This window comes from Novosphingobium aquae, from assembly GCF_037572715.1.
GTDB lineage: Bacteria > Pseudomonadota > Alphaproteobacteria > Sphingomonadales > Sphingomonadaceae > Novosphingobium > Novosphingobium aquae.
Map to the genome: position 1 here is coordinate 164,946 of NZ_JBBHJY010000010.1, position 15,055 is coordinate 180,000.

Annotated in this window: 15 protein-coding genes and 1 rRNA gene (1 of these 16 running past the window's edge); 9 read left to right on the forward strand and 7 right to left on the reverse strand. The window is 63.7% G+C overall.

The window, feature by feature from the left end:
• The first annotated feature begins 6 nt into the window (after window positions 1–6).
• From WG900_RS17845 to ssb, 4 genes are all read left to right on the forward strand, one after another.
• Complete coding sequence (locus tag WG900_RS17845; RefSeq protein WP_339969327.1) at window positions 7–672, forward strand: COQ9 family protein; 666 nt, start codon at window positions 7–9, stop codon at window positions 670–672.
• 96 nt (window positions 673–768) lie between these two features.
• Window positions 769–1,008: a FeoA family protein gene (locus WG900_RS17850; RefSeq protein WP_339969405.1), complete on the forward strand. Its 240-nt coding sequence runs from the start codon at window positions 769–771 to the stop codon at window positions 1,006–1,008.
• A complete protein-coding gene (gene feoB, locus WG900_RS17855; RefSeq protein ID WP_339969328.1) occupies window positions 1,005–2,846 on the forward strand; it encodes a ferrous iron transporter B in 1,842 nt (613 codons plus the stop codon). Before WG900_RS17850 ends, feoB begins: the two co-directional genes overlap by 4 nt.
• A gap of 19 nt (window positions 2,847–2,865) precedes the next feature.
• Window positions 2,866–3,414 carry a single-stranded DNA-binding protein gene (gene ssb, locus WG900_RS17860; protein WP_339969329.1) on the forward strand — a complete coding sequence of 183 codons (549 nt, stop codon included), beginning with the start codon at window positions 2,866–2,868 and terminating at the stop codon, window positions 3,412–3,414.
• Between the two features lie 103 nt (window positions 3,415–3,517).
• Here the strand turns inward: ssb and WG900_RS17865 are convergent, their stop codons facing one another.
• Together WG900_RS17865 and WG900_RS17870 are read right to left on the reverse strand one after the other, a co-directional pair.
• Window positions 3,518–4,027 (reverse strand): YceD family protein, encoded by a 510-nt coding sequence (locus tag WG900_RS17865; RefSeq protein ID WP_339969331.1) that lies wholly within the window; start codon window positions 4,025–4,027, stop codon window positions 3,518–3,520.
• Window positions 4,024–4,554: a ubiquinol-cytochrome C chaperone family protein gene (locus WG900_RS17870; RefSeq protein ID WP_339969333.1), complete on the reverse strand. Its 531-nt coding sequence runs from the start codon at window positions 4,552–4,554 to the stop codon at window positions 4,024–4,026. The genes WG900_RS17865 and WG900_RS17870 overlap by 4 nt, the downstream gene beginning before the upstream one ends.
• Window positions 4,555–4,707: 153 nt before the next feature.
• Between WG900_RS17870 and WG900_RS17875 the strand changes: the two genes are divergently transcribed.
• The 3 genes from WG900_RS17875 to hslU are packed head-to-tail and all read left to right on the forward strand — an operon-like array spanning window position 4,708 to window position 7,097.
• On the forward strand, window positions 4,708–5,187 hold the full coding sequence (locus WG900_RS17875) for an outer membrane protein assembly factor BamE (RefSeq protein ID WP_339969336.1): 480 nt from the start codon (window positions 4,708–4,710) through the stop codon (window positions 5,185–5,187).
• Window positions 5,188–5,232: 45 nt separating this feature from the next.
• Entirely contained in the window at window positions 5,233–5,790 is a 558-nt protein-coding gene (gene hslV / locus WG900_RS17880) for an ATP-dependent protease subunit HslV (protein WP_339969338.1), read from the forward strand.
• 5 nt (window positions 5,791–5,795) lie between these two features.
• On the forward strand, window positions 5,796–7,097 hold the full coding sequence (gene hslU, locus WG900_RS17885; RefSeq protein WP_339969340.1) for an ATP-dependent protease ATPase subunit HslU: 1,302 nt from the start codon (window positions 5,796–5,798) through the stop codon (window positions 7,095–7,097).
• On the opposite strand, the gene WG900_RS17890 is transcribed toward hslU, so the two are convergent.
• A complete protein-coding gene (locus tag WG900_RS17890) occupies window positions 7,094–8,518 on the reverse strand; it encodes a peptide MFS transporter (protein WP_339969342.1) in 1,425 nt (474 codons plus the stop codon). The genes hslU and WG900_RS17890 overlap by 4 nt on opposite strands.
• A 150-nt stretch (window positions 8,519–8,668) precedes the next feature.
• Between WG900_RS17890 and WG900_RS17895 the strand changes: the two genes are divergently transcribed.
• Window positions 8,669–8,875: a DUF1737 domain-containing protein gene (locus WG900_RS17895; RefSeq protein WP_339969344.1), complete on the forward strand. Its 207-nt coding sequence runs from the start codon at window positions 8,669–8,671 to the stop codon at window positions 8,873–8,875.
• Between the two features lie 26 nt (window positions 8,876–8,901).
• Here WG900_RS17895 and WG900_RS17900 read toward each other — a convergent pair whose 3' ends face one another.
• Genes WG900_RS17900 through WG900_RS17915 form a run of 4 tightly spaced genes read right to left on the reverse strand, consistent with a single transcriptional unit; the run spans window position 8,902 to window position 14,308 of the window.
• Window positions 8,902–10,722 carry an ABCB family ABC transporter ATP-binding protein/permease gene (locus tag WG900_RS17900; protein ID WP_339969346.1) on the reverse strand — a complete coding sequence of 607 codons (1,821 nt, stop codon included), beginning with the start codon at window positions 10,720–10,722 and terminating at the stop codon, window positions 8,902–8,904.
• 41 nt (window positions 10,723–10,763) lie between these two features.
• Window positions 10,764–11,714, reverse strand: a complete 951-nt coding sequence (locus WG900_RS17905) for a retroviral-like aspartic protease family protein (protein ID WP_339969348.1) — start codon at window positions 11,712–11,714, stop codon at window positions 10,764–10,766.
• A gap of 54 nt (window positions 11,715–11,768) precedes the next feature.
• Window positions 11,769–13,298 carry an oligosaccharide flippase family protein gene (locus WG900_RS17910; RefSeq protein WP_339969350.1) on the reverse strand — a complete coding sequence of 510 codons (1,530 nt, stop codon included), beginning with the start codon at window positions 13,296–13,298 and terminating at the stop codon, window positions 11,769–11,771.
• A 2-nt stretch (window positions 13,299–13,300) separates the two neighbouring features.
• Window positions 13,301–14,308, reverse strand: a complete 1,008-nt coding sequence (locus WG900_RS17915) for a glycosyltransferase (protein ID WP_339969352.1) — start codon at window positions 14,306–14,308, stop codon at window positions 13,301–13,303.
• Between the two features lie 633 nt (window positions 14,309–14,941).
• Here WG900_RS17915 and WG900_RS17920 point away from each other — a divergent pair.
• Window positions 14,942–15,055, forward strand: a 16S ribosomal RNA gene (locus WG900_RS17920) (it continues 1,371 nt past the right edge of the window).

Below are 15,055 nucleotides of genomic sequence, written 5' to 3' on the forward strand. Positions count from 1 at the left end.
TCCGTGATGACTGCTGACCTCACAACCGACCTGACCCTGGCGGAAGTCCGCCTGTTGCTCGCGCCGAAAATCGCGCGGGCGGCGGCTTTCGATGGCTGGACCATGGCTGCCGTGGAAATGGCGGCGCAGGAAACGGGCGTCGATCCCGGTAAAGCGCGGATTGCCTTTCCCGGCGGGGCGATGGACATGATCGATGCCTGGACGTTGTCGGTCGATGGGCAAATGGCCGACGTCCTGCCAGCCGGCCGGATCGGCAACCTGCCGATCCGCGAACGCATCCGCCGGCTCGTCCAGTTCCGGCTCGACGCGGTGGGCGCTGACCGCGAGGCCTTGCGCCGCGCGCTTTCCATCATGGCCATGCCGCAGAACCTGGCGCGCGCCGCTCAGCTTGGCTGGCGCAGTGCCGATGCCATGTGGCGTCTCGCCGGTGATGTCGCGACCGATTACAACCATTATACCAAGCGCGCGACTCTCGGTTCCATCTATGCCGCGACGCTGACCGTATTCGCTCATGACACCAGCGAGGACCTCGCCGAAACGCGCGCCTTCCTCGACCGCCGGATCGAAGGCGTGATGAAGTTCGAAAAGGCCAAGGCCCGCCTGCTGGCGAATCGCGACATGCATTTCAGCCCGGCGCGGTTCCTCGGCCGGTTGCGATATCCGCCCCAATAAAAACGCCCTCTCCGGTTTTGTGAGGATTTGACTCATATCAATCTATTGCGAATGACTTGCAATTAGGCTCGCGCCATGCAAGCGCATTGGACCAATATGACGCTCGACCTGCTCCCTGTTGGACAGACCGCCCGCATCGCTGCGGTGGACTGGTCCGTGCTCGCCCCCGATGAAGGCAAGCGCTTACGCGCGCTGGGTATTGATTCCGGGGCGAAAGTTTCCGTCGCGCATCGCGGCGTCTTTGCCGGGGCCGATCCGCTGGCGATCACCGTGGGCCGCATGACGGTGGCCCTGCGCCGCGTCCACGCCTGCGCGATGACGGTTGAGGCTGCATGAGCCAGCTTCGCAAGGTCGCACTGGTCGGCAATCCCAACGCGGGCAAAAGCGCGCTGTTCAACGCGCTCACCGGCGCGCGGCAGAAGATCGCCAATTATCCGGGTGTCACCGTTGAACGCAAGGCGGGCCGCCTGCTGCTGCCCTCGGGGCAGCCGATCGAACTGGTCGATCTGCCCGGCTCCTATGGTCTTGATTCCACCAGCCCTGACGAGGAAGTGACCCGCAAGGTCATCATGGGCGAATTTCCCGGCGAACAAGCGCCCGATGCGCTGATCGTCGTGCTCGATGCCTCGAACCTTGAACAGCATCTGGTCTTTGCGCTCGAAGTTATCGAGCTGGGCAAGCCGACCGTGGTGGCGCTCAACATGGTCGATCTGGCCGAGCGCGATGGTCTGGTGATCGATCCGGCGGCACTGGCGAGCGAACTGGGCGTGCCGGTGATTTCGACCGTGGCGGTTCGGCGGCGCGGGCTGAGCGAACTGGCCGAGGCGATTGCCCAGGCCGGAGCACGCGAGCCGGAAAAACGCCATCCGCACGGATTTCTGCCCGAACGGCGGCTGACCGCCCATGCCATTGCAGACGGCGCCATCCTGTCCGAAACCGCGCGCCACCGGCTGCATGCCAAGCTCGACCGGGTGCTGCTCCATCCGTGGATCGGCCCGCTGATCCTGTTCGCGCTGCTGTTCGTGGTGTTTCAGGCGGTGTTTGCCGGAGCCGCGCCATTTGCCGACGGACTCGATGCCGGGGTTGCCGCGCTGGGCGATCTGGTGCGCGGCGCGCTGCCGCCTTCGCTGATTCGCGATCTTCTGACCGATGGCATCATTTCGGGCGTCGGCTCGGTCGTGGTCTTCCTGCCGCAGATTATCATCCTGTTCTTCTTCATTCTTGCCATGGAAGCCTCGGGCTACATGGCGCGCGCGGCCTTCCTGATGGACCGCATGATGGCCTCTGTCGGACTGTCGGGCCGCAGTTTCATTCCGCTGCTGTCGAGCTTCGCTTGCGCCATCCCAGGAATCATGGCGACGCGCTCGATCGCCGATCCCAAGGACCGGCTGACGACGATCCTCGTCGCCCCGCTCATGACCTGTTCGGCGCGCCTGCCGGTCTATGCCGTGGTGATCGCCGCGGTGATCCCGCAGCGCGCCGTGCTTGGCCCGGTCGGGCTGCAAGGGCTGGTGCTGTTCGCGCTCTATGCCCTCGGCGTGGTCAGCGCCATGGTCGTCGCGCTGGTTCTGCGCAGCACCGTGACCAAAGGCGCGGCGAGCGGCTTCATCATGGAACTGCCCAAGTACCAGATGCCGCGCCTGAAGGACCTGATGATCGGCCTGTGGCAGCGCGCGTGGATATTCCTGCGCCGCGCGGGCACGATCATCTTCATGGTCACCGTGGTGCTGTGGCTGCTGCTCAATTTCCCGAGGGCCGGGCAGGGCGAAAGCCAGGTCGATGCCAGCTTCGCCGGCAAGATCGCCAATGGCCTTGCCGTGGTGGTCGAACCGATCGGCTTCAACCGCGACATTGCGCTCTCGCTGATCCCCGCCATGGCCGCGCGCGAAGTGGCGGTCAGTTCGCTGGCGACGACTTATGCCGTGGACGCCGGTGATGATGACAGCACCCAGGCCGCTCTGGGCGAGCAGATTGCCGCGCGCTGGACCTTGCCCACCGCGCTCGCTTTCCTCGCGTGGTTCGTCTTCGCGCCGCAATGCATGAGCACCATCGCCGTCACCCGGCGTGAAACAAACGGGTGGAAATGGCCGGTGTTCATGTTGCTGTACCTGTTCGGATTGGCCTACATCTTCGCGGGAATCACATATTGGAGCGCGCTGGCGCTCGGACTTTAGCGAAGAGAGAGTTTTTTCCATGGCAGGCAGCGTCAACAAGGTCATTCTGGTCGGCAATCTGGGCGCGGACCCGGAAGTGAAGTCGTTCCAGAACGGCGGCAAGGTCTGCAACATCCGCATCGCCACGAGCGAATCGTGGAAGGACAAGAACACCGGCGAAAAGCAGGAACGCACCGAATGGCACACTGTGGCCATCTTTGGCGAAGGGCTGGCCGGGGTAGCGGAACGCTTCCTGCGCAAGGGTTCGAAGGTCTACATCGAAGGTCAGTTGCGCACTCGCAAGTGGCAGGACGCCCAGGGCAATGACCGCTATTCGACCGAAGTCGTGCTGCAAGGCCCCGGCGCAGTGCTGACCATGCTCGACGGCGCGCCCGGTGGCGGTGCTGGCGGCGGCGGCGGCCAGCGTTCGGGCGGCGGCGACTGGGGCGGTGGCTCCGGTGGCGGGCAGCGCTCGGGCGGCGGTCAGTCAGGCGGCTGGAATCAGGGCGGCGGCGGCTCGTCAGGCGGCAGTTCCGCTGGCGGCGCGGGCGGTTTCGCTGACGATCTGGACGATGACATCCCGTTCTGATCGAACGGCTACGCGGGCGTCTTCCCGGGCTTGACCCGGGATCGCTGGCCCTGACAAAACAAGTTCAGACCCGGCCTCCACCGTTCCCGGATCAGGTCCGCGACTAGGAATCCTTCTTCAGTGCAGCCAGTGCGGCAAACGGCCCGCTGGCCGCTTCATCCGCAATCCCGGCTTTCTTGCGCGCCTCGTCGGCTTTCGGGCCGGTGAGGTAGGGATCTATCGCCAGCGCCAGCGTCTGGGCGACTTCCTCGCCAAGATCGAACTGCCCACCGGAATAAGTGATCTCGTCGAGGTCGCCCGCTTCAAGCTCGATTTCCTCATTCGGGCGGTGCTGGCCGTCATCGCGCACAAAGCGCAGCGCGATCGGCGTATCGATTGCGACCGGCAGTTCCTCGCCGGAAACCGCGCAGCTCTGCACGATCGCCGCCTTGAGCCGGCCATCTGCCTTGACAACTGGACCATCGGCTTCCAGCGAAACAGTCGCCTCCAGCCGCTCGACCGAGATCAGCGCGAAACGCCGCGCCAGGCCTGCGCATTCCTCGGCGCTGGCCACCAGGTGCAGCGGCGCGGCGGTGAGCAGGCGCGGGTCGATCATGCGGCTGAACTCGCTCACTTTGCAGGCTCCAGGGCGATGTCCCCGGCCAGCAGCGCGCCACCGTCCTTGCCGGCCAGCGCCTCGTTGAGCTTGCGCATCATCCCGGCGGCCACGGCGGGATCGCTGCCCTCGTTCAGCGTGACATTGCGGGCAATCGCCTCTTCCAGCGGAGCCAAATCCTGTGTCGCCAGTCCAGCGCGGTAAGCCCCCAGCCGTCCGCCAAGCGCGCTCATCAATCTGCCCATATGCTTGCCGACGACCATGTCGCCCACGCCGGACTGGCGCAGCTGGCCGTCCATATCGTCAACGAACAGCTCGGTCAGCCGCACCGATGGCTCGATCAGAGCCTCGTCACGCTCCATGCGCAGCAGGACCGCGCAAAGGATCAGGGTGATCGCGTCGAATCGGCCGGGGACGGTGTCGGCAATGCCAGCGTCGCGGTACCACGCCGGGTCGCGCGACAGTTCGACAACGCGGTGCCACAGCGGGCGATAGGCGCTGAGATCGTCGCCCTTGGGGCGCAGCAGGCGCTTTAAAAGGGACATGGGAGTCGGCATCCTTTCGTTCACCGGGAATTCAAATGCAGGTCGCCATGCGCCATTGCGCAGCGGCGTCAGGCTCTTTAAGGCAGGCGTCGATATAGTTGGCATCCGCGCCAAGGCAATGATCGGAGCGAATACATGCGGCATACTCGGCTGATGAGGGCAGGTCTTGCGGCCATTGTGGCCGTGGCGGCGCTCTCGGGCTGCGCCTCGATCAAGGACCACCGTGGCTATCTCGTCGATACAGCGCTGATTGACGCGGTCCAGCCAGGCATCGACAACAAGACTTCGGTCGAACGCTCGCTCGGCCGGCCGACTTTCATTTCGGACTGGGGCCAGAAGGACTGGTACTACGTTTCGGTCGACACCAAGCAGGCGGCCTTTGCCCGTCCGCGCACTGCCAGCCAGACCATCCTGAAGGTCAGCTTCGACCCCGCCGGCAATGTCGCCAATGTCGAACGCATCGGCATGGAAAAGGTCGCGCGGATCGATCCCGATGGCAACAAGACGCCGACACTGGGCCGCGAACGCACCTTCCTGGAAGACCTGTTCGGCAATATCGGCACGGTCGGCAGCGGCATGGGCGGTCCTGCCGGTGGCGGCGGTGGTCCGGGCACGGGTCCGAACGGCAGCTGATCCCGCTGGCTTGAACCACGCGCTGCGCGGCTTATATCCCGCAGCATGAGCACACACAGCGAAGCCCACGGACTCGTCCAGTGGCACGGCACTACCATCATCGGCGTCAAGATCGGCGGCAAGACCGTCATCGCCGGCGATGGCCAGGTGTCGATGGGTAACACTGTCATGAAGCCGAACGCGCGCAAGGTGCGGCGGATCGGCGATGGCAGCGTAATTGCGGGATTCGCAGGGGCAACGGCCGATGCCTTCACCCTGTTTGAACGGCTCGAAAAGAAGCTTGAGCAACATCGCGGGCAACTGATGCGCGCCGCCGTCGAACTCGCCAAGGACTGGCGCACAGACAAGTATCTGCGCAACCTTGAAGCGCTGATGATCGTCGCGGACAAGGACGTGATGCTGATCCTCACCGGCAACGGCGATGTGCTTGAACCCGAACACGGCATCGCCGCGATCGGATCGGGCGGCAACTATGCGCTCGCCGCCGCCAAGGCGCTCACCGACTATGAAACCGACCCGGAAAAGATCGCCCGCCGCGCCATGGCCGTGGCGGCTGAGGTCTGTGTATTCACCAATGATCGTGTGACGGTGGAAGTGATTTGAACGAAATGAAAGATGCACTCACCCCCAAGGCTATCGTCGCCGCGCTTGACGAGCATATCATTGGCCAGACCGAGGCGAAGAAGGCTGTCGCCGTGGCGCTGCGCAACCGCTGGCGGCGGCAACGCCTCAGCCCCGAACTGCGCGACGAGGTCACGCCCAAGAACATCCTGATGATCGGGCCGACGGGCTGCGGCAAGACCGAGATCAGCCGCCGTCTGGCCAAGCTGGCCGAGGCACCCTTCGTCAAGGTGGAAGCGACCAAGTTCACCGAGGTCGGCTATGTGGGCCGCGATGTCGAACAGATCGCCCGCGATCTGGTGGAAGAAGCGATCCGGCTGGAAAAGGAAAGCCGCCGCGAAGCCGTGCGCGAAGCCGCGAGCAAGGCGGCGATGGACCGGCTGCTGAAGGCGCTCGTTGGCGAGAACGCCAGCGAGGCGACGCGTGAGGCTTTCCGCCAGCGCATCACCGAAAACGCGATGAACGATACCGAGGTGGAAATCGAGGTGGAGGACGCGCCGGCCCTGCCGATGGATATTCCGGGCCTCGGCGGCAATGTCGGCATGATCAACCTGTCCGACATGATGAACAAGGCGATGGGCAAGAACAACCTCAAGCGCCGCAAGCTCAAGGTGCCGGACGCCTGGGACAAACTGGTCGACGAGGAAGCCGAAAAGCGCATGGATCAGGACGACGTCGCCCGCGTCGCGCTGCACAATGCCGAGCATAACGGCATCGTCTTCATCGACGAGATCGACAAGATCGCCGTTTCAGACGTGCGTGGAGGATCGGTTAGCCGCGAAGGCGTGCAGCGTGATCTGCTGCCGCTGATCGAAGGCACGACCGTGGCGACCAAGTACGGCCCGATGAAGACCGACCACGTGCTGTTCATTGCCAGCGGCGCGTTCCACGTTGCCAAGCCGAGCGACATGCTGCCCGAACTTCAGGGCCGCCTGCCGATCCGCGTCGAGCTGCAAGCGCTGAACGAGGACGATTTCGTCCGCATCCTCTCGGAAACCCGCGCCAACCTTGTCGATCAGTACAAGGCGCTGCTGGCGACGGAGAAGCTGACGGTGGATTTCACCCCCGAAGCGATCCGGGAAGTCGCCCAGATTGCCGCGCAGGTGAACGAAAGCGTCGAGAATATCGGCGCCCGCCGCCTGCAGACGGTGATGGAAAAGCTGCTCGAGGAACTGAGCTTCGAAGCCGAAGACCGCGCCGGCGAGACGATCACGATCGACGCGACTTATGTGAGCGACAAGCTGACCGGGCTGGCGCAGGACGCCGATCTGTCGAAGTATATCCTCTAGTCGGCGACCACCGTTGCTTCCTGTTTGGGCGGCAACGGCATCGAGTCCTCGGCGTTCTTGTGATCGAGCATGCGCGCGTAGAAGCGGCGGGTGAGCAGGATATAGAGCCCGCCGCCGCCGCAGATGGCCGCGTTGACCAGCCAGAAACCGCTGGGCGTCATCTGTTCATAGAGGCTGCCCATGCGGCCGCTCAGCAGGCTGCCGCCTGAAATCGCCAGCGAGTTGATCCCCACCAGCGTGCCACGCCATTGTTCGGGTGCGCGGGTGGCGAAGATCGCCAGGATCACCGGGGCGACGAAGACCGCGCCGAAGTTCGAAAAGACGTGGAACAGCACCGGCAGGTAAATCGGCGCGCGGCCGTCGCTGCCCGCGAGTGAAGGACCGACGCCCAGCAAGGCCACGCTGGCGGCGAAGATCAGCATCCCCATGCCGGCCTTGGTAAATTCGTCCGGCTCGGTTCCGGCCTTGGCCTGCCGCATCCAGATCCACAGCGCCAGCGGGATGAACACCGCTGGGGCCAGCCCGTCGAGCGACTGCATCCACGGCACCGGCACGTTGAAGGAGCCGACCGTCATGTCCACGTGATCGCGCAGCCAGACATTATAGACGTTCCACACTTGCGCCTGCGCGGTCCAGAAGGCGAGCGGCACCGGCCACAGCAGGAACAGGCCCCAGATGCGGCGCCGTTCGACCGGAGTCAGCTTGCGCTTGGCGAGGGGTTCGCCGTGCATTGCGCGGGCGCGTTCGGCGGGCAGGAAAGTGCTGCCGGCAAGGTAGATGATGAGACCGATCAACATGCCGAAACCCGCCACGCCGAAGCCCATATGCCAGCCCCAGACCGCCGCCACGGCGCCGGAAACGATCGGCGCGACGAAAGCGCCGAGGTTGACCGAGAGGTAGTAGTACTGGAACGCATTGGTCTCACGCGGGTCGCCATCGGCGTAGAGCGACTTGATCTGCGGTGACAGGTTGCCGCGAAGCATGCCCGCGCCGGTCATCAACAGGATCAGCGCGATCAGGAATGTGGCATCGAAGGCGAGGCAGAAGTGCCCCGCGGTCATCAGCCCGGCGCCAAGCCCCACGGCGATGCGCCGCCCGGTGAATTTGTCGCCAATCCAGCCGCCCACCAGCGGCAGGCCGGTCACAAAGGCGAGGTAGAGTCCGAAGGTCTGGGTGGCGAGCGCGATGTGGCTGAGCGGCCCGGTCATCCCCTCGATCATGCCGCGATAGGCCGAAAAGCCGATGATATTCGCCACCCGGTCCGGGTTCACCAGCAGGTCGCCGGTCATGTAAAGCACCAGCATCGCCTGCATGCCGTGGAACGATATGCGGTCCCAGAACTCGGTCCCGGCCAATACCCACAGGCCGCGCGGCTGGCCCCAGACGTCTTTCGTCGCGGCAATGGAAGCGACCTCGGTCATCGGCAAGTACCTTTCGGCTGGTGGGAACAAGGCCGGTTCTGCGTCCCGGCGCGAAGGTGAACCATTCCGCGTTCAAGGCAAGAACAAACGGTTGCCGCGCCGCCAGCGCCTGCGCTAATCCAAGGCTCCCGAATTCAGGAAAGACCCGACATGTCCAGCACGCCCCCAGATGGCCGCCTCGTTTATCGCTGCATCACCGGCAAGGACGACCACGCCTTTTGCGAGCGCGTGTCGAAGGCGCTGGAGGAAGGCTGGAAGCTGCACGGTTCGCCCAGCATCACCTGGTCGGTGCCGGACGACTGCGGCTATGTCGCGCAGGCTGTCGTGTGGGGCGGGGCGGATGTGCTTCACTCGTAGTCCCGGGTCAAGCCCGCGACGACGCCTTACTCCGCCGCCTCGCTAAGCCGTTCGCGCTCGCTCTGCTGGCGCGCCCACATTTCCGCATAGAGCCCATCGCGGCGCAGCAGGTCGTGGTGCGTGCCTTGCTCGGCTAGCCGCCCCTGATCGAGTACGAGGATATTGTCGGCGTCGGCAATGGTCGAAAGGCGGTGCGCGATCGAGAGCGAGGTGCGGCCTTCGGCCACGTTGTGCAGCGTGGCGAGGATGTCCTGCTCGGTGCGTGTATCCAGCGCCGAGGTCGCCTCGTCGAGCAGCAGGATCGGCGGGTTCTTCACCAGCGTCCGGGCAATCGCCACGCGCTGCTTCTCGCCGCCGGATAGCTTGAGCCCGCGTTCGCCGACTTCTGTATCGAAGCCCTGCGGCAGCCGTTCGATCAGCGGCAGCAGCGCCGCACCGCGCGCTGCGGCTTCGATATCGGCGGGGCCGGCGCCATCGCGGCCATAGGCGATGTTGTAGCCGATCGATTCGTTGAACAGCACCGAATCCTGCGGGACAATGCCCAGCGCGGCGCGCAGGGACTCCTGCGTCACCTCTTTTATGTCCTGCCCGTCGATCAGAATGCGGCCCGACCATGGATCGTAGAAGCGGAACACCAGCCTAGCGATCGTGCTCTTGCCCGCGCCGGACGGACCGACAATCGCCACCTGCGAACCGGCGGCGACCTCGAACGACAGCCCGTGGAGGATCGTGCGGTCCTTTTCATAGCCGAAGACGACATTGTCGAAGGTCAGGCTTGGCCGCCCGACGAGGAGTGCGGGGGCGCCGGGGGCGTCGCGGACTTCGACATCGGTATCGAGCAACTTGAACATCGCGGCCATGTCGATCAGTCCCTGGTTGATCGTACGATAGACCATGCCCAGCATGTCGAGCGGGCGGAACAGCTGCATCAGGTAGGTCTGGACGAAGACCAGCTGGCCGGCGGTATACTCGCCCTTGGCCCAGCCCCAGACGGTCGCCGCCAGCGCACCCGCCATCAGCAGGTTGATCACCAGGGCCTGCGCCATGTTGAGCAGGCCAAGGCTGTTGGCGCTCTTGGTGGCCGCGTCGGCGAAGGCTCCGGTGGCCTGGGCATAGCGAGCCTCTTCGCGCTTCTCGGCTCCGAAGTATTTCACCGTCTCGTAATTAAGCAGCGAATCGACCGCGCGGGAGAGGGCCTGTCCGTCGAGCCGGTTCATCCGCTCACGCAGGTGATTACGCCAATCGGTGATCTTGCGCGTCAGCCATATATAGGCCGCTATGGCTGCCGCAGTCGCCGCCACCAGTTCCCAGCCGAAATTGATCTGGAAGATGATGCCGACGATGAGCAGCTGGATCACCGTGGGGGCTAGGTTGAACAGCATGAAGTAGAGCATGGTGTCGATGCTCTTGGTCCCACGCTCGATCGCCTTGGTCACCTCGCCGGTGCGTCGCGCAAGGTGAAAGCGCAGGGATAGCTGGTGCAGCTGGCCGAATACGCTTTCCGACAGCGACCGGATCGAATCCTGTCCGACCCGTTCGAACACGATGTTGCGCAGGTTGTCGAAGGTCACCTGGATCAGTCGCCCGGCAGCATAGGCCATCACGGCCAGCATGGCGAAAGTGATCACGCGCGGCCCGGTCACGGTCATCGCATCGACCGCCCACTTCAGGGTGAATGGCAGTACGGTCTGCACCGCGATCGACAGGCCGATCAGCAGGATCGAGACGACGATGCGCCAACGCAGACGCGGATTGTCCTTCGGCCACAGATAGGGGACGAAGCGGCGCAGGGTGGCAAGACCCTCGTGGCGGGCATCGGGTTCGTTGGCGTGGCGATCTGGCGGCATGGGCCGCTATTTAGGGATCAAACGCCAAAGCGAAAGCGCAATCAGTTGCCAAGGGGTGCGAGCTTGTTCTGGGGATCAACCCCGAAATAGGCTGGATCGCCCGCATCCGGCAGGTCGAACAGCACCTTGCGCGCCTTGAAATCGATCGCGATGCGCGGGAACACGCGCATTTCGCGCATGCCCAGGAGTATCGCCGGCTTCTTGTCGAGCCCAAGATGCACGAAGGTCGGCGAATCGGAATAGGCGATGGTCGGGCGGGTGATTGCCAGCCCCTGCATGTCGAGCCGCCGGCCATAGGCGACATCGGCGAGCATGGTCTGGCCGGTAACCGAATGGAGCATCGTCTGCTCGATCGCCACGCCGCGCTTGCCCATCGCCTTTTGCAGCGCCCGGTTGCCGAGTGTGGTGTCGGATCCGGTGTCGATCACTACATCGACGCGGATGCCATCGATCTTGGCATCGGTCATGATTAGCTGGCCGGACCTCTTGCGCGCGGTCACGACAATCTCGAACCCCACGTTACCGCCCAGCGTGCGGGCATCGTTGACTGCCATGAAGCCTTTGCGGAAATCGAGCAGGATGCGCTGGTCCTGCAGGCTGTCGATGCCAAGAATGCCCTCCGCGCCGATATGCGCGCGTTCAAGCACCGGTGCGATCAGCCCGTAATAGGAGCGGCGGCCGAGCATGACTTCCTCGATCTCGACCGTGTCGACCTTTTGCGTGCCGGCAACGCCGATCAGTGTGGCGCGGGCATTGGGCACCAGCGCCAGCTTCGCCACCAGCGAAGAGCTGATCACCGTGTTCTGCGATCCGGTATCGACAAGGAAGCGGAAGGGGCCGTGATCGCCCAGCTTGACCGGGACCGTCAGGCGCGTTGCCGAGTTGTTGAGATCGACAACGTCGGTTTCCGATGCCTCCCCCGCAGCGGGCTGCGCCGCGTGGACTGAGGGCAGGGACATGGCGAGCAGCAGGCCGGTCGCGATTGGATGCATGGCATTTCTCCCGTCGCGCAAATTACCACGCGCGCGGGGGTGTGGCCATGCCGTTCAGCGGGCGAACTTGGCGATCAGTCGAAAGCGCCCGATGACTGGCAGGTGCGCAGCCATGCCGACAAGGTCGTCGAGCGCCGGGTGCTTCAGCGCGAAGAGCGTCAGCAGCCACAACACCACGCCGGCGCCGGATGCCATGGCCAAGGTGAAGAAGCCGATCTCGGATGGCGGGACCAGAAACATATAGGTCAGCGCCAGTGGCACCAGCGCGGCCAGCGTTGCCAGCGCTGAACGCGTATAGATGCCGATCAGCGCGCGCAGATCGAATGCGATCAACCGGTGGAGGAACCGCGCATAAAGCAGTAGCCAGCCGCACGCATAGACAAGGCGTGATGCGGCTGCGCCTTCAACGCCCCAGCGGCTGCCGATGATCAGCAGGGTGACGGCAAGGATCGTGTCGAGCAGGTTGACCCGGATCAGCTGATTCAGCTTGCCCGCCAGAATCGGCAGGTCAGTGTGCAGTGGCAGGGACACCAGCAGGATCTCGCTCAGCGCGATCATCGCCAGCAATGGGGCCACGCCGATCCACGCTTCACCATATAGTATACGCACGACCGGTTCGGCGGCGAGCGCGAGGCCCGCCATGCCAGGCCAGATCACCGCCGAATATCCGGCGCAGACCCTCAGGTAAGCTGGCCCCATCGGCTCGCCGCGATCGCGGATGCGGGCGAAGGCGGGGTAGAACACCGAACCGATGGCTCCGGCAATCAGCATCCGGAACTGATCGGCCAGGCTCGCCGCGCGGCTATATAGGCCGACGGACAGCAGCCCAAGCGCCTTGCCGACGATCAGGTCGGGCGAACGCGATCCCGCTGCGCCGACAGCATATAGTGTAGTCAGGCGCGATCCGGTTGAAACGATGGGCCCCAGTCCGCGCAGGCTCAGCGGCCATGGGAATGCCGGCTTCAAGCACTGCGCGATAACACCACGCGTGATACCGAAGGCCAATGTGCCCCAGGCGAGCGCAAAGGCAGAGTAGCCGGCCGCCGCGCAGGCGAGCGACACGACCCCTTGCGCCAGCGCCGCGCCGACGTTGATCGTAAAGTGATTCTTGAACGACATCGTCCGCCCCAGCAGCGCCATTGGCACGACGGCGAAGGGGATGAACAGATAGCTCGATGCAATGATCAGCATGATCGGCAGCAGGTCGGGCTGACTATAGGTCTGCGCCATTGGCCAGGCGGCAGCGGCGATCAGTCCCGCCACGAACAACGAAAAGGCGTGCGCCACGGACGAGCAACGTGCGATCTCCGCCCTGTCGATGCGCGGCAGGCCCGAGATGTAGCGTGACAGACCGAAGTCCTGCAGTACCGAGGCCAGCAGCGCGGCGGCCATGGCGATCGAGAACAGGCCGACTTCGGCCGGGCTCAGAAAGAAGCGCGAAATGATCACCGAGGTGACGAACTGGATGGCGAAGGACAGATACTGCCCGCCCATCGCCCAGACTGCCGCACCGCGCACGGTCATGGTAGCGGGTTCGCGGCCGCCATCGTCGAGAACAGTCAGGGGCAAGGCGGTATCGCTCATGGTTAGCCGGCCTGCGTGGTGCTGGACAGCGTCGAGGCGAGCTTTAGCGCGCGACTGGGCTCACCTAGGCGCAGAAGACGCAGAACCGTTCGCCACATGCCTTCGCGGCGTCCCCCATCGCGCAGGTGTTCGAGCACGAGGTCAAATCCATTGCCGCGCAGTCCGTCAGTAGAATAGAGCAGGCCGGGCGCAACCTCGGCCCTGACTTCCCGGCAGACATCCTCGCGCGCGAAGAGATCGTCGAAGGCTTCGAGTGGAGGCAGGTGCTCAAGTTCGGCCGTCGGGTCAGGCCGACCAGCCAGGCGTTCCTTATAAGCAAGCTTGGCTACGGCGGCACCAATCTGCTGTTCGGTTGCGTGGCGGCTGGACACCTGTTCGTCATAGTGGCGGTACTTGACCAGCTGTTCGGGCAGGCTGGCGATCCGGGTGATCGAAGCGAGCCGCAGCCACAGGTCAAGGTCTTCGCAATGTTTGAAGGCGGCATGATAGCCGCCGACCGACAGGACGAGGTCGCGGCGGAACATCACTGCCGGGTGGCAGAGCAGCGGGCGGCCGAGTTCGATCGCCGCGAGGAAGCCTTCGTGATCGGTCGGGTGGCGATGCGTGCTGGCGACAGGCCAAGGGCGTCCGTTCTCGTCTATATCCTCACACCATGATCCGATGACGCCATATTCCGGATGGGCAGCAAGGAACTCGATCTGGCGGGCAAAGCGCTGCGGCAGGCAGATGTCATCCGCATCCATACGCGCAACCAGCGGCGCCCGGGATTCGGCCAGCAATTGGTTGAGACTGGCGATCAGGCCACGGTTCTCACGAATGATCGGGCGCACGCGGGAATCGCGCGCCGCGTGAGTCTCTATGATGGCGCGGGTCGAATCACGCGAACCATCGTCGAGAATCAGCAGCTCGAAGTCAGCAAAGGTCTGCGCAAGTACGCTGGCGATGGCCTCCTCAAGGAAGCGCTCACCGTTATATACGCTCATCGCAACAGAGATTGCGGGGGTGTTCATTCAGTTGGAAGTCCCAGAAAACCATATGTTTTGGACGCTGCGCCCTGCCAGACGCACTAAGACAACGAGGTAAATAAACCGTGAGGGATCAAAGACTCGCGCGATGGGGGATTCGGGCCATCCAAGCTGCGCAAATCAGGCGAAATGCGCATCATGCAGAAAAAATGACGGAATAAGTCATTGTAAAGCGGCTATTTTCGTAATCAACGCAACAAAATTGCAAAAAGTGTTTGACCGAATCACAGGTCGACCTTAGAGGCCTGTTCACCGGACGGGAACGCCGCTTCAAACGGCTCGAACGCCCCGGTCGCCAACATAGACGGACACCAAGTCCCCCGAAGTAAAAACCGGGGAATGAGGGTTGTCCGCCTGATTTTGTCCGTTCGACGGTCAAATTCGGGATCTTCTAGGTTGGCGGCTCTTTGACATTGTTGGTTTTAGATGAAGGGACATGTGGGCGACGGCGCTCGGTCCGGGGGTTTTAAGGCTCCGGATACCGAGTTAAATTTAAGCCGTTACCAATAACACATGTCCTTACGTAACCATTACGTTTGACAAGTGCAGGTATCGGCTCCTTGAAGCTCATTCCTCTCGGTCTGCGATCCTCGGATCGTGCCGATTTGAATGTGACACAAACTTGAGAGTTTGATCCTGGCTCAGAACGAACGCTGGCGGCATGCCTAACACATGCAAGTCGAACGAGACCTTCGGGTCTAGTGGCGCACGGGTGCGTAACGCGTGGGAATC